The organism is Aeromicrobium sp. Root472D3 (genome assembly GCF_001426485.1).
Lineage (GTDB): Bacteria > Actinomycetota > Actinomycetes > Propionibacteriales > Nocardioidaceae > Aeromicrobium.
Window position 1 is genome coordinate 2798515 of sequence record NZ_LMET01000001.1, and the last position, 12045, is coordinate 2810559.

The window sequence follows — 12045 nt, forward strand, 5'->3', positions numbered from 1 at the left end:
GTCTAGATCAGCTCGTCGGCCCGCAGACGGTCGAAGATCTCGCGGGTCGCCCTCGACCGGTTGAGCGTGATGAAGTGCAGCCCCGGGGCGCCACCGTCGAGCAGGTCGCGGCACAGCTGCGTCGCGAGCTCGATGCCCTTGGCCCGGACGGCGCCCTGGTCGTCGGCGATGGGCTCGATCTGCTCCAGCACCTCCGGCGGCATCGCGGCGCCCGACAGCTCGGCCATGCGGGCGACCTGCGCGAAGTTCAGGATCGGCATGATGCCCGGCACGATCGGGATGTCGCTGCCGAGCGCACGGACGCGGTCGACCAGCCCGAAGTAGTCGGACGCCCGGAAGAACAGCTGCGTGATGGCGTAGTCGGCGCCGGCCCGCGCCTTGGCCACGAGCACCTCGGCGTCGTGGTCGAGGCTCGCGGCGTCCGGGTGCCCCTCGGGGAACGCCGCGACGCCGATCTCGAAGCCGCCCAGCTGACGGGCCAGCTCGACCAGGTCGATCGCGTACGTCATGCCGTCGGGGTGCTGCTCCCACGGCGCGCGCGGCCCGCCCTTGGGGTCGCCGCGCAGCGCCAGCACGTTGTCGACGCCGGCCGCCGCGTACTGCTTGAGCACCGACTCGATCTCACCCTTGGTCTGCGACACGAGGGTCAGGTGGCCGACGGGGCGCATGCCGGTCTGCTCGGCGATGCGCGACGTGATGCGCACCGTGCGCTCCTGGCTCGTGCCACCGGCGCCGTACGTCACCGAGACGAAGGTCGGGTCGAGGGGCTCGAGATCGGCGATGGTCTGCCACAGCACGTCCTCGCCCGCGTCGTCCTTGGGCGGGAAGAACTCGAACGAGAAGCTCGGTGCGGGGGCCCGGAGGGCAGCGACGAGGGAGCGGTCATCGGAAGCCATGGCGCAACGGTACCGTTCAGGACGTGACTTCAGGCCGCGACGACCACGACTTCACGACCCGGGTTGATCACACCCTGACGCGGTTCGTGGAGCACCAGCGCTCGCTCTTCGCCGCGATGGGCCCCGATCTGGACGAGCTGGCCGACGCCGCGATCGCGTTCGTCGGGGGCGGCAAGCGGCTGCGTCCGCAGTTCTGCCTCGCGGGGTGGCTCGTGGCCGGCGGCGACCCCGACGAGCCCGGCATCGTCCCGGCGGCGGCGTCGCTGGAGTGGCTCCAGGGCAGCGCCCTGGTGCACGACGACCTGATGGACGGCTCCGACACGCGCCGCGGGCGTCCGGCCGTGCACCGCGCCTTCGAGGCGAGCCACCGCGACGCCGGACGTGTCGGCGACCCCGCGGGCTTCGGCGAGTCGGTCGCGGTGCTCCTGGGCGACCTGATGCTGTCGTGGTGCGACGAGATGTTCCGCGCCAGCGACCTGCCGACGGTCCCCGCGGCCCTGGCGTACCTCGACCTGTGCAAGACCGAGGTCGTGGCGGGCCAGTTCCTCGACGTCGTCGGCCAGACCCGGGCGACGCTGTCGGTCGCCGAGGCCATGCGGGTGGTGCGCTTCAAGTCGGCCAAGTACACCGTCGAGCGTCCTCTCCACATGGGGGCGGCCCTGGCCGGCGCCGACGCGACCATGATCGACGCCCTGTCGGAGGTCGCCCTGCCCCTCGGCGAGGCGTTCCAGCTGCGCGACGACGTGCTCGGCGTGTTCGGCGACCCGGCGGTCACGGGCAAGCCCGCCGGCGACGACCTCCGTGAGGGCAAGCGGACGGTGCTGGTCGCACGGGCGCACGAGCTCGCCGACGAGGCCGGCCGCGCGCTGCTCACCGAGGGCCTCGGCACCGCCGACGCCGTCGACGCGCTGGCCACGCTCATCCGCACGTCGGGGGCGCTCGACGCGGTCGAGGCCGACATCTCGCGCCTCGAGGCGCAGGCCGACGCCGCGATCGACCGCCTCGGCGGCAGGGCCCCCGAGGTGCTGCACCCGCTGGCGCTGAAGGCGACCCGCCGCGCCAGCTGAGTCCCCCGCGAGGGTGCGGGCGACATCACAGACGTCGGGCAACACGCGTCCGCGCCGGTCACGGTCCGGTGTGGCAGAGTCACTAGAATGCGTTCAGGACCGCCAGGGGTCCGCTGTGCGACAAGGAGGGCGACGTGGCGATCACAGGCGACGACGCCCTCGTCGGCACGGTCCTCAACGAGCGGTACCTCATGGGCGAGCGCATCGCCCGCGGCGGCATGGCCAGCGTGTTCAAGGCCCTCGACCAGCGGCTCGACCGCGAGGTCGCGATCAAGGTCATGCACCGCGGTCTCGGCGACGACCACCAGTTCACGCAGCGCTTCGTCCGCGAGGCGAAGTCGGCCGCCAAGCTGAACCACCGCAACGTCGTGTCGGTCTTCGACCAGGGCACCGACGGCGAGGTCACCTACCTCGTCATGGAGTACGTCCCGGGCAACACGTTGCGCGACCTCATGCGGGCCGAGGCGCCGATGCCTCCGTGGCGCGCGCTCGAGCTGCTCGAGCAGGTGCTGATCGCCCTGTCGGCGGCCCACGCGGCGCGCATCATCCACCGCGACGTCAAGCCCGAGAACGTGCTCATCACGCCCGACGGCGACGTGAAGGTCGCCGACTTCGGCCTGGCGCGCGCGGTCAGCGCGGCGACGACCGCGACGGGCGGCACCCTGATCGGCACGGTCTCGTACCTGGCTCCCGAGATCGTGACCAACGACGGCGTCGACGCCCGCTCCGACGTCTACGCGTGCGGCGCGATGCTCTACGAGATGCTCACGGGCTTCAAGCCGCACTCCGGCGAGTCGCCGATCCAGGTGGCCTACAAGCACGTCCACGAGGACATCGGACGTCCGTCGGCGATCCAGCGCGGCATCCCGCCGTATGTCGACGCCCTCGTCGCGCGCGCCACGGTCCGCGACCGCGACCAGCGCTCGACCGACGCCCGCGTCATGCTGCAGCAGGTGCGATCGGTGCAGCGCGCCCTGGCGGCGGGGCTCGACGACGACCCCGAGCTCGTGGCGGACCTGCGTCCCGGCGCCCGCGTCGACGAGGACGCCCCGACGCTGGCGGTCCCCCGCGCACCGATCGGCTCGGCCCTCGGCGCCTCGGCCTCCGCGTCCGCCGTCACGACCGCCACCGCCGCGGGCGACGAGCACACGATGCAGTGGAGCAGCCACCCCACGCCTCCCCCGTCGGTCCCGATCGAGGGCGCGGCCAAGCCCGCGGGGCTGCACCCGCCGATGACCCGCGAGCAGTACGGCCAGGTCACGAGCCGTCCGCACTCGCGCCGCGGCCGCAACCTGCTGATCGCAGCCGTCGTGATCGCCCTGCTCGCGGGCTTCCTGTCGTACTACTTCACGGTGCTGCGTTACGACGAGACGCCGTTCCTGGTCAACAGTGCCGAGACCGTGGCGAAGGACAACGCCGAGCAGGCCGGCTTCGAGTTCAAGGTCACCGAGCGCGAGTTCTCCGAGACCGTCCTGGCCGGCACGATCATCCGCACCGATCCCGATCCCGGTGACAAGATCCTGCCCGGCAGCACGATCGACGCCGTCGTGTCGAAGGGACCCGACCGCGTCTACATCCCCGAGGGCAACCTCAAGGGCATGACGATCGACGAGGCCACCGCGGCCCTCGGGCAGCAGGACCTCACGCTCGGCGAGCAGAACCAGGCCTACAGCGAGACGATCGCCCAGGGTCTGATCATCCGCGCCGAGGGCGTCACGTCGGCCGACCCGCTCAAGCGGGGCGACTCCGTCAACGTCCGGGTCAGTCGCGGCCGCCAGCCGATCGACATCAAGAACTACGAGGGCCAGTCGCTGCAGACCGCCCGCAAGGCGCTGCAGGACGCCGGGTTCACGGTCACGACCAACGAGGCGTTCAGCGACACCGTCGCCGAGGGCGCGGTCGTCTCCCAGTCACCCGGCAGCGGGCAGGGCTTCAAGGACGACACGATCTCGCTGACCGTCTCGAAGGGCCCCGAGGCCATCCCGATCCCGTCGGTCGTCGGCATGAAGAAGTCCGACGGACGCGCGGCGCTCGAGGCCGCGGGCTTCAAGGTGCGCGCGTTCTCGTTCCCCGGCGCCGGCAACTACATCATCCAGCGCCAGGTGCCCAACGGCGGCGACACCGCCAAGCGCGGCACGACGGTCACGATCTCGCCGCTCTGACCTGCGGACGACCGGGTGCGGCGCGCCCCGAGCCGGGGCCCGGGCGCCCGTGCGTCAGCGTCCCGCGAGCATCTCGGCGACGAGGAACGCCAGCTCGAGCGACTGCGCCCGGTTGAGGCGGGGGTCGCACAGCGTCTCGTAGCGGTGCGTCAGGTCCTCGGCGGAGAGCCGCGACCCGCCACCGACGCACTCGGTGACGTCGTCGCCCGTGAGCTCGACGTGGACTCCGCCGGGCCACGTGCCGAGCGAGCGGTGCACCTCGAAGAAGCCACGCACCTCGTCGATGACGTCGTCGAACTCGCGGGTCTTGTAGCCGTTGGACGTCTCGAAGGTGTTGCCGTGCATCGGGTCGCAGATCCACGCGACCTCGATGCCGGCGGCGGTGACCTTCTCGACCAGGTTCGGCAGGCCGTCGCGGATCTTCTGGGCGCCGAAGCGGGTGATGAAGCTGACCTTGCCCGGCACGCGCTCGGGGTTGAGCTTCTCGTACAGCGCGATCGCGTCGTCGGCGGTCGTGGTGGGGCCGAGCTTGACGCCGATGGGGTTGGCGATCCGGCTCAGCAGCTCGACGTGCGCGCCGTCGAGCTGGCGGGTGCGCTCGCCGATCCACACGAAGTGGCTCGAGACGTCGTACGGCTGCTCGGTGCGCGAGTCGATGCGCGTCAGGGCGTGCTCGTACTCGAGGATCAGCGCCTCGTGCGACGAGAAGAAGTCGACGGTGTGGAACTCGTCGGGGTCGACCCCGATCGCGTCCATGAACGCGAGGGCGCGGTCGATCTCCGCGCCGATGCGCTCGTAGCGCTCGCCGACGGGGCTGCTCTTGACGAAGTCGGTGTTCCACGCGTGCATCTGGCGCAGGTCGGCGTAGCCGCCGGTCGTGAAGGCACGGGCCAGGTTGAGGGTCGCGGCGGACGCGTTGTAGACGTCGACGAGTCGCTGGGGGTCGTGGGCACGTGACTCGGGGGTGAAGTCGAAGCCGTTGACGGCGTCTCCGCGGTAGGCGGGCAGCGTCACGCCGTCGCGGGTCTCGGTGTCGCTGGAGCGGGGCTTGGCGTACTGGCCGGCCAGTCGTCCGACCTTCACGACCGGGACGCTGGCGGCGTACGTCAGCACGACCGCCATCGACAGCAGGACCCGCAGCTTGTTGCGGACGTTCTCGGCCGTGACGCCCTCGAACGTCTCGGCGCAGTCACCGCCCTGCAGCAGGAACGCCTCGCCCCGGGCGACCTCGGCCAGCCGGTCGCGCAGCGCGTCGCACTCGCCGGCAAACACCAGGGGCGGCATCTTGCGCAGCGTCTGCACCGCGGCGTCGCGGGCGGTCTGGTCGACGTACGTGGGCTGCTGGGCAGCGCCGATCGCGTGGAGGTCGTCAAGGCTGGGGATGCTCACGCCAGGATTCTACCCGTGCCGGGCCGCGCCCCGACCCCGCCGTCCGGCGGTGGGCGAGCCCCCCGCACCCCGGTCGTCCCCGCCGCGGATTCCCAGGTGGCCCTGGGAAACTGCGCGGGCCGGCGCGCCTACCAGCCGAGCGTGCCCGGGGCGCCCTTGAACGGGCCCGTCACGCGCGACGTGATCCAGCCGCCGTAGAAGTCACCCTCCTGCGCCTGCACCGTCTCACCGTCGATCGAGCACGAGTCGACCTTGCCCGGGTAGATCGCGACGTGGCCGAGCAGGTCGCCGTAGCCGTCGGTGGGCGACTCGTACGTCCACGCGCCGGCACGGATCGTGCGCGCGGGCGTGACGACGTCGAAGTACGAGGCCGCGCCCTTCCACTCGCACCACGTCGAGCCGTCGATGCGGCGGAGCACGCCGTCGGCGAACGAGTCGATCGGCAGGTAGTACGTCGGCGGGTGGCTGGTCTCGCAGATCCGGTACGAGGCCGACGTGTCGGCGATCGTCAGCCCTCCCAGGACCACGACGAGGTGCTCGTCGCTGGGTTCGATCGACGGCGGGCGCGGGTAGTCCCACACGTTCTCGACGGGACGGGAGCTCATGCCACGAGGCTACGCCGCCTAGCCGAAGAACACCTCGGCCTCCTCGTACAGGTCGTCGCGGACGGTCTTCAGCGTCTCGGTGCCCTCCGACAGCGGCACCCGGGCGATCTCGGTGCCCCGCAGCGCCATCATCGTGCCGAAGTCGCCCTCGTGGACCGCCGTGACGGCATGCAGCCCGAAGCGTGTCGCGAGCCACCGGTCGAAGGCCGAGGGCGACCCGCCGCGCTGCACGTGACCCAGCACGACGGCGCGCGCCTCCTTGCCGGTGCGGTGCTCGATCTCGGACGCGAGCCGGTCGCCGATGCCGCCCAGCCGGACGTGCCCGAAGGCGTCCTTCTCGCCACTGACGAGGGACATGTCGCCACCCTCGGCCGGCGCGGCGCCCTCGGACACCACGATGATCGGCGCGTAGTGCGTCGCGAACCGGCTCTCGACCTGCGCGCAGACGCGGTCGATGTCGAACGGACGCTCGGGGATCAGGATGATGTTGGCCCCGCCGGCCAGTCCGCTGTGCAGGGCGATCCAGCCCGCGTGGCGTCCCATGACCTCGACGACCAGCACCCGGTGGTGCGACTCTGCCGTCGTGTGCAGCCGGTCGATCGCCTCGGTCGCGATGTTGACCGCGGTGTCGAAGCCGAAGGTGAAGTCGGTGCCGGACAGGTCGTTGTCGATCGTCTTGGGCACGCCGACGACCTGGACGCCGAGGTCGGCGAGCCGGCTCGCGACGCCGAGCGTGTCCTCGCCGCCGATCGCGATGAGCGCGTCGCAGCCGTGACGCTCGAGCGTGTCGCGGATGCGCTGGACGCCACCCTCGACCGCGAACGGATTGGTGCGCGACGAGCCGAGGATCGTGCCGCCGCGCGGCAGGATGCCGCGCACCTCGTCGACGCCGAGCGTCATGACGTCGTCCTCGAGCGGCCCCCGCCAGCCGTCGCGGAACCCGACGAACTCGTGGCCGTACTGCTGGACGCCCTTGCGGACCGCCGCCCGGATGACCGCGTTGAGACCGGGGCAGTCGCCTCCCCCGGTGAGCATGCCGACGCGCATTCGAGCTCCTCAGGACGTGTGACCTACGACACTAGCGTCCATCCGGTCGGGAGGCCGTTCGCAGCCCGTGCGTCCTTCGCCCCCGAGGAGGCTGCTCGCACCGACCGTCAGCGAGGCGAGGTGCCTGGCCCCATCCGGTTCGGTCGCTCGCTGCGCTCGCTCTCGTCAGACCGGCTTGATCTCTTCCCAGACCTCGTCGGACTCCGCGGCCGCGGCCGCCGCGGCGGCCTCCTTCTCACGCGCCTGGTCACGCTTCTTGGCCTCCTGCGCGTACAGGTCGACGTACTCCTGGCCCGACAGCCGCATGATCTCGTACATGATCTCGTCGGTGATGGCCCGCAGGATGTAGCGGTCGTCCTCCATGCCCTCGTACCGGCTGAAGTCGAGCGGGGCGCCGAACCGGACGCCGGGGCGCGCGAACGAGCCGAAGATCTTGCCGGGGGGCGCGACGACGTCGGTGCCGATGACCGCGAGCGGGATGACCGGCACACCGGCCTCGAGCGCCAGGCGCGCGACCCCCGTGCGCCCACGGTAGAGCTTGCCGTCGTGCGACCGGGTGCCCTCGGGGTAGATGCCGCACACCTCCCCGTCGGCGAGCAGCCGCAGCTGGGTCTTGATCGCACCGGCCGCCGCCGACCCGCTGCTGCGGTCGATCGGCACCTGACCGGCGCCGGAGAAGAAGGTCTTCTGCAGCCAGCCCTTGACGCCCGACCCCTCGAAGTACTCGGCCTTCGCGACGAACGTGACGCGCCGCGGGATCACGAGCGGCATGAACAGCCAGTCGCTGTACGACAGGTGGTTGCTCGCCAGGATGACCGCGCCCTCGCGCGGGACGTTCTCGGTGCCCTGCGCCCACGGCCTGAAGATCAGCTTGAGCAACGGACCCAGCGCGAGGAACTTGAGGAACCAATAGAACACGGACAGGACACTACTCCGTCCGGCTCGCCCCGCGCAGGACGAAGCGCGGGAGACGACGTGGCCGACCACGGGGTCCGACGCCCTCCCATGGGGGATGATGGACGCATGACGTCAGCACCCCGGGCCGGCACCGAGCCCTTCGCCGCCGAGGGCGGCCGCGTCGGCTACCTGCTGAGCCACGGATTCACGGGCTCCCCCGCCTCGATGACGCCGTGGGCCCGACACCTCGCGGCACAGGGGCACTCCGTCCGCGTGCCCCGCCTGCCGGGCCACGGCACGACGTGGCAGGACATGAACCGCACCCGGTGGGACGACTGGTACGGCGAGCTCGACACGGCGCTGACCGAGCTGCGGTCGCACTGCGACACCGTCGTCGTGGCGGGCCTCTCGATGGGCGGGTGCCTCGCCCTGCGACTCGCCGAGCAGCGTCCCGACGACGTCGACGCCGTGGTGCTGGTCAATCCCGCCGTCAACGTCAAGCGTCTCGACATCAAGCTCGTCCCGCTGCTGCAGTGGGTCGTCCCCTCGATGCCGGGCATCGGCAACGACATCAAGAAGCCGGGCCAGGACGAGATCGGCTACGACCGCACGCCCCTGAAGGCGCTCGCGTCGCAGGTGACGATGTGGAAGCAGGTGCGTGCCGCGCTGCCGTCGGTGACGCAGCCGCTGCTGATGTTCCGCTCCGCCGACGACCACGTCGTCGACGAGACCTCTCAGTCGATCATCCTCGAGGGCGTCTCGTCGGACGTCGCCGAGCTGGTCACGCTGCACGACAGCTTCCACGTCGCGACGCTCGACCACGACGCCGAGCTGATCTTCGCCCGCACCGACGCCTTCGTCGCCGAGCACCTGCCCTCATCGCCCGAACCGGAGGACGCATGACCGAGCGCGACGAGTTCGACCGCATCGTCGAGGGGCTCGACCTCGACCTGTCGTTCGCCGACGAGCCGGTCGCCGACCCCCCGAGCCCGCCGTCTCCCCCGCAGGCGGCGCCCGTCGAGCCGGCCGAGGACGAGCAGTTCTACCGGCACGTCGACGCCCGGCCGATCGTGCCCCGTCGACGGGGCATCGTGCTCGCGTGGGCCGGCGTCATCGGCGCGCCGATGCTGCTGGTGCTCGCGACCGTCGCCCACGTCTTCCTCGACCGTCCGATCGTCGCGGGCGCCGCGCTCACCTTCGTGGCTTCGGCGATCTACCTGTTCTTGCAGCTGCCCGAACACGGGCCCTCGCGCCGGGACTGGCCGGACGACGGCGCCGTGCTGTGATGCGAGCCATGTCGGCGGCACCGATCAGGCCCGCCTCGGGCCCGAGGTGCGCGCGGACGATCCGGGCCTCGGCGCGGTAGCCGCGGCCCGTCAGCGTGCGGGAGAACGCCGCGCGGGCCGGACCGATCAGCAGGTCCTTGGCGTCGCTCACGCCGCCGCCGATGACGAACATGCCGGGGTCGAGCGCGGCTGCCAGGTTGGCGATGCCGACGCCGAGCCAGTCGCCGACGTCGGCGATCCACTCGACGGCCTCCTCGTTGCCGGCCTTGGCGTGCGCCGTGACGAGGTGCCCCTCGATGCGCTCGACGGTTCCGCCGGCGTCGGCGAGCATGAGCTTGCCGAGCTCGGTGCCGTCGGTCGCCGCGGCCCGGGCCCGGCGGGTCAGGACGCGTCCGCTGGCGTACTGCTCCCAGCAGCCCTGGTTGCCGCACTCGCACTGGTTGCCGTTCGGCACGACCTGCATGTGGCCGAACTCGCCGGCGATGCCGAACTGTCCGCGATACGGCTGGCCGTCGATCACGATCGCGCCTCCGATGCCGGTGCCGAGGGTGATCAGCACCAGGTCGGCCTCGTTCTGCGCCGCGCCGAAGCGCCACTCGGCCCATCCCGCGGCATTGGCGTCGTTGTCGACCAGGACCGGCAGACCCGTCCGGCGGGCCACCGAGTCACGCAGCGGCTCGTGGCGCCACGCCAGGTGCGGCGCGAACAGCACGGTCGACTGCGTCGCGTCGACGAAGCCCGCCGCGCCGACGCCGATCGCGCGGATGTGGTGCTCGCGACGGAACTCCTCGGTGATCGACGCGATCGCGTCGATCACCTCGAGGGGGTCGGTCGTCGGGGTCTCGCGCTTGAGGCGGGCCAGGACGTGGCCGTCCTCGTCGACGACGCCGGCGGCGATCTTGGTGCCGCCGATGTCGATGCCCACGGCCAGCTTGTCGGCCATCAGGCCCCCCTCGTCGAGGTCGTCGGTTCGGTGCGTGCCAGGTCCGCAGCGCCGATGATGCCCGCCTCGTTGCCGAGCGCGGCCAGGCGCAGGGCTGCCTGCGGCCGGTGGGCGCGGGCCGGCAGGTGCGTCTCGAACGCCTCGACGAGGTGGGTCATGAGCAGGTCGCCCGCCGCGCCGACGCCTCCGCCGATCGCGATGACGCTGGGGTCGAGCACAGTGGCCAGCACGGCCGCCCCCTCGCCGATCCAGCGTCCGAGGTCCGCCAGGAGGTCGACCGACATCGGGTCGCCGTCCTGCGCGAGCCTCGTGACGGCCGGACCCGTGATGCGCGCGAGATCACCGTCGGCCAGGGCCGTGAGCGCCTCGGACCCGGCGTCGCGGTTCGTGACGCGTTCGCGGGCGTCGCGCACCAGGGCGCTGCCGCTGCCGTACTGCTCGTAGCAGCCGCGCTGGCCGCAGCCGCACAGGATGCCGTCGGGGACGATGCGCATGTGGCCGATCTCGGCGGCGACGCCGAACCCGCCGCGGAACAGCCGACCGCGGTGCACGATGCCGCCGCCGATGCCGGTGCCGACCGTGATCAGCAGGAGGTCGTCGGTGTCCTCGCCGGCACCGAACCGGAACTCGCCCCACGCCGCGGCGTTGGCGTCGTTCTCGACGACGACGGGCAGGTCGACCAGCGCGGCCACCTCGGCACCGAGGGGCTCCTCGCGCCAGTCGATGTTGGGCGCGAAGCGCACCGTCGAACGGTCCTCGCCGACGAAGCCCGCGGCACCGATGCCGATGCCGGACGCCTTCTCGTCGCCGGTGAGCCGGTCGACCAGGTCGGCCACGACGGCCGGGATCTTCGTCGCGTCGTCGGGCGTGGGCTCGGCGACCGAGTCGAGGATGTCGCCGGCCTCGGACACGAGGCCCGCCGCGATCTTGGTGCCGCCGATGTCGACGCCGATGGACAGGTTCACTGCTTCTTCTCCTCCGGGGCGAGAGCGGCGTCGACGAGGTCGCGCAGGGAGCGCGCCAGGTCGGTCGCCGATCGCGTCACCGACGCGATGGCGTCGGGGTTGTCGCGCACGAACCCGACGACCTGGCACACGGGGCACCACGTCGTCGTGCACTCGTGGCCTGCGGGGTGGCCGGTCCGCGTCCCGTCGGCGCCGTCGTCGGCACCCACCTCCTGCGCGGCGGAGGGCGTCGTGACGGCGCGGAACAGCTTGAACGCCTCCTGCGCGACCGAGCCGACGGGCTCGGGGTCGTGGGGCGTCGAGGGGGTGTCGACGTCGGGTGCGGCCGCGTCCGGCTCGTTCACCGGGCCTCGACCTGTTTCTTCAACCCCTTGAGAGCGGTGTCGATGATGACCTTCTCGGCCTTGCGCTTGAGCATGCCCAGCAGCGGGATCGAGACGTCGACCGCGAGCTGGTACGTGACGCGCGTCGAGGCGTCGCCGACCGGCTCGAGCGTGTAGGCGCCGTCCATCGACTTGAGCATCGAGCCGGGCTCGACGAGGCTCCACGACACGGTGCGGTCGCCGTCCCAGACGTAGCCCAGGTCGTACTCGTCGCGGATCGGGGTGGCGTCGAGGACGAAGTGCACCTGCTCGGCGCGCCCGTCGGCACTCGTCGACACGACGTCGGCCGTCTTCATGCCCGTGGCCCACGAGGGGTAGGCGCCGAAGTCGGCGATGACGTCCATGATCTCGTCGGCCGGTGCATCGATGACGATGTCGCTCGTGGTCCGCGCCATCACCCCTCCT

13 protein-coding genes are annotated in these 12045 nt (G+C 71.8%); 4 read left to right on the plus strand and 9 right to left on the minus strand.

The genetic code is table 11. The features are described 5' to 3' along the window. Positions 1-2: 2 nt before the first annotated feature. Positions 3-896, minus strand: coding sequence for a methylenetetrahydrofolate reductase [NAD(P)H] (gene metF / locus ASD10_RS13755; RefSeq protein ID WP_056609346.1), 894 nt, complete (start codon positions 894-896; stop codon positions 3-5). A gap of 23 nt (positions 897-919) precedes the next feature. Here metF and ASD10_RS13760 point away from each other — a divergent pair, with 23 nt between their 5' ends. Next, positions 920-1963, plus strand: a complete 1044-nt coding sequence (locus tag ASD10_RS13760; protein WP_056609348.1) for a polyprenyl synthetase family protein — start codon at positions 920-922, stop codon at positions 1961-1963. Between the two features lie 134 nt (positions 1964-2097). Beyond that, positions 2098-4125: a Stk1 family PASTA domain-containing Ser/Thr kinase gene (gene pknB, locus ASD10_RS13765; RefSeq protein ID WP_056609350.1), complete on the plus strand. Its 2028-nt coding sequence runs from the start codon at positions 2098-2100 to the stop codon at positions 4123-4125. 54 nt (positions 4126-4179) lie between these two features. Here pknB and ASD10_RS13770 read toward each other — a convergent pair whose 3' ends face one another. The 4 genes from ASD10_RS13770 to ASD10_RS13785 all read right to left on the minus strand — a co-directional run bounded on the left by ASD10_RS13770 (position 4180) and on the right by ASD10_RS13785 (position 8084). Next, positions 4180-5514, minus strand: a complete 1335-nt coding sequence (locus tag ASD10_RS13770; RefSeq protein WP_056609353.1) for a class II 3-deoxy-7-phosphoheptulonate synthase — start codon at positions 5512-5514, stop codon at positions 4180-4182. A 128-nt stretch (positions 5515-5642) separates the two neighbouring features. Then, entirely contained in the window at positions 5643-6119 is a 477-nt protein-coding gene (locus ASD10_RS13775) for a DUF427 domain-containing protein (RefSeq protein ID WP_056609355.1), read from the minus strand. A gap of 18 nt (positions 6120-6137) precedes the next feature. Then, entirely contained in the window at positions 6138-7166 is a 1029-nt protein-coding gene (locus tag ASD10_RS13780; RefSeq protein WP_056609357.1) for a 6-phosphofructokinase, read from the minus strand. 165 nt (positions 7167-7331) lie between these two features. After that, positions 7332-8084 carry a 1-acyl-sn-glycerol-3-phosphate acyltransferase gene (locus ASD10_RS13785; RefSeq protein ID WP_056609359.1) on the minus strand — a complete coding sequence of 251 codons (753 nt, stop codon included), beginning with the start codon at positions 8082-8084 and terminating at the stop codon, positions 7332-7334. A 105-nt stretch (positions 8085-8189) separates the two neighbouring features. Between ASD10_RS13785 and ASD10_RS13790 the strand changes: the two genes are divergently transcribed. Together ASD10_RS13790 and ASD10_RS13795 are read left to right on the plus strand one after the other, a co-directional pair. Continuing rightward, positions 8190-8966 (plus strand): carboxylesterase, encoded by a 777-nt coding sequence (locus tag ASD10_RS13790; protein WP_056609360.1) that lies wholly within the window; start codon positions 8190-8192, stop codon positions 8964-8966. Beyond that, on the plus strand, positions 8963-9349 hold the full coding sequence (locus ASD10_RS13795; protein ID WP_056609361.1) for a hypothetical protein: 387 nt from the start codon (positions 8963-8965) through the stop codon (positions 9347-9349). Before ASD10_RS13790 ends, ASD10_RS13795 begins: the two co-directional genes overlap by 4 nt. On the opposite strand, the gene ASD10_RS13800 is transcribed toward ASD10_RS13795, so the two are convergent. The 4 genes from ASD10_RS13800 to ASD10_RS13815 are packed head-to-tail and all read right to left on the minus strand — an operon-like array spanning position 9255 to position 12035. Further along, positions 9255-10292, minus strand: a complete 1038-nt coding sequence (locus ASD10_RS13800) for an ROK family glucokinase (protein WP_056609363.1) — start codon at positions 10290-10292, stop codon at positions 9255-9257. The genes ASD10_RS13795 and ASD10_RS13800 overlap by 95 nt on opposite strands. Then, positions 10292-11257: an ROK family glucokinase gene (locus ASD10_RS13805; RefSeq protein WP_056609365.1), complete on the minus strand. Its 966-nt coding sequence runs from the start codon at positions 11255-11257 to the stop codon at positions 10292-10294. Before ASD10_RS13805 ends, ASD10_RS13800 begins: the two co-directional genes overlap by 1 nt. Beyond that, positions 11254-11601 (minus strand): hypothetical protein, encoded by a 348-nt coding sequence (locus ASD10_RS13810; RefSeq protein ID WP_056609367.1) that lies wholly within the window; start codon positions 11599-11601, stop codon positions 11254-11256. The genes ASD10_RS13805 and ASD10_RS13810 overlap by 4 nt, the downstream gene beginning before the upstream one ends. Further along, positions 11598-12035, minus strand: coding sequence for an SRPBCC family protein (locus ASD10_RS13815; protein ID WP_056609369.1), 438 nt, complete (start codon positions 12033-12035; stop codon positions 11598-11600). The genes ASD10_RS13810 and ASD10_RS13815 overlap by 4 nt, the downstream gene beginning before the upstream one ends. Between the last annotated feature and the right edge of the window lie 10 nt (positions 12036-12045).

What these genes read in the sequence shown, in the direction of transcription:
- ASD10_RS13780 (WP_056609357.1), bottom strand. Translation starts at nt 7,166, where the DNA reads ATGCGCGTCGGCATGCTCACCGGGGGAGGCGACTGCCCCGGTCTCAAC.
- metF (WP_056609346.1), bottom strand. Translation starts at nt 896, where the DNA reads ATGGCTTCCGATGACCGCTCCCTCGTCGCTGCCCTCCGGGCCCCCGCA.
- ASD10_RS13815 (WP_056609369.1), bottom strand. Translation starts at nt 12,035, where the DNA reads ATGGCGCGGACCACGAGCGACATCGTCATCGATGCACCGGCCGACGAG.
- ASD10_RS13800 (WP_056609363.1), bottom strand. Translation starts at nt 10,292, where the DNA reads ATGGCCGACAAGCTGGCCGTGGGCATCGACATCGGCGGCACCAAGATC.
- ASD10_RS13775 (WP_056609355.1), bottom strand. Translation starts at nt 6,119, where the DNA reads ATGAGCTCCCGTCCCGTCGAGAACGTGTGGGACTACCCGCGCCCGCCG.
- ASD10_RS13790 (WP_056609360.1), top strand. Translation starts at nt 8,190, where the DNA reads ATGACGTCAGCACCCCGGGCCGGCACCGAGCCCTTCGCCGCCGAGGGC.
- ASD10_RS13795 (WP_056609361.1), top strand. Translation starts at nt 8,963, where the DNA reads ATGACCGAGCGCGACGAGTTCGACCGCATCGTCGAGGGGCTCGACCTC.